Origin of the sequence: Bradyrhizobium sp. PRIMUS42 (genome assembly GCF_023006515.1) — a bacterium.
Lineage (GTDB): Bacteria > Pseudomonadota > Alphaproteobacteria > Rhizobiales > Xanthobacteraceae > Bradyrhizobium.
Map to the genome: position 1 here is coordinate 1 of NZ_JALBGZ010001191.1, position 1,181 is coordinate 1,181.

Genomic DNA, 1,181 nt, shown 5'->3' on the forward strand with positions numbered 1-1,181 from the left:
CCTGGGGCTCGGCGCCGCGCCCGGCGGGCTCGAGCCTCGTCATCAACGACGAGGGCACGTTCCTGGGCTCGGTCTCCGGCGGCTGCGTCGAGGGCGCCGTGGTCACCGAGGCCATGGATGTGATCCAGAGCGGCAAGCCGCGCATGCTTGAGTTCGGCGTGGCGGATGAGACCGCCTGGAATGTTGGGCTGTCCTGCGGCGGCACCATCCGAGTCTTCGTCGAGAAGGTCGGCTAGCCGTGAAGCTCGAGATCCTGCACGAACTCAATGCCGAGCGGGCCGCGCGCCGGCCGGTGATCCTGGTGACGGACACCGAGAGCGGCGAGCAGCGCCTCGTGAAGGCTGCGGCTTTTTCCAAGGATCCGCTGCGTGCCGAGCTTGAGAAGCAGCTTCGGATGGGCAAGAGCGCCAGTGTCGAAGTTGGCGGCAAGAAGCTGTTCCTCAACGTCTACGCCCCGACCGCAAAGCTCGTCATCGTCGGCGCTGTCCATATCAGCCAGGCCTTGGCGCCGCTGGCGCGCTCGCTCGGCTACGACGTCACCGTGGTCGATCCGCGCACGGCGTTCGCCAGCCCCGAGCGCTTTCCCGACGTTCCGCTGGTCGCCGAATGGCCGGATACCGCGCTGCCGCCGCTCAATGTCGATGCCTACACGGCTTTCGTCGCGGTGACGCACGATCCGAAGATCGACGACCCCGCGCTGCTGCACGCCTTCGAGCGCAATTGCTTCTATATCGGCGCGCTCGGGTCCCGGAAAACGCACGCCAAGCGCGGCGACCGGCTGCGGGAGCAGGGTGCGAAGGAGAGCGACATCGCGCGCATCCACGCGCCCATCGGGCTTGCGATCGGCGCGGTCTCTCCGTCCGAGATCGCGGTGTCGATCATGGCCGAGATCACCGCGGTGCTCCGCCTGCCTCCCAAAGAAAAAGAAGAAGCGGCATGAAATTTGGCCCGGCGAGTCCCAGGGATGCGATCGGTGGAGTGACCGTCCACACCCTGCGCCAGGGACCGCTGGTGCTGAAGAAGGGCACGACGATCGGCCCCGCCGAGGTCGAGGCTCTCGAGCGTGCCGGCATCAAGGACGTCGTCGTGGTGCGTATGGAGGCGGGCGACGTCTCCGAGGACGTTGCGGCCGCCGGCATCGCGCTTGCCGTCGGCGGCGAGGGCATCCATGTCGAGCGCGC

2 protein-coding genes and 1 pseudogene are annotated in these 1,181 nt (G+C 67.7%); all 3 read left to right on the plus strand.

Features of this window, described 5'->3' with window-relative positions; genetic code table 11:
- On the plus strand, positions 1-236 hold a 236-nt coding region (locus MOV75_RS38905; RefSeq protein WP_247008142.1), incomplete at its 5' end, for an XdhC family protein.
- 2 nt (positions 237-238) lie between these two features.
- A complete protein-coding gene (locus MOV75_RS38910; protein ID WP_246926293.1) occupies positions 239-940 on the plus strand; it encodes an XdhC family protein in 702 nt (233 codons plus the stop codon).
- Positions 937-1,181, plus strand: a pseudogene (locus MOV75_RS38915) (4-diphosphocytidyl-2C-methyl-D-erythritol kinase); the annotation flags it as partial. The gene MOV75_RS38910 and the pseudogene MOV75_RS38915, both read left to right, overlap by 4 nt.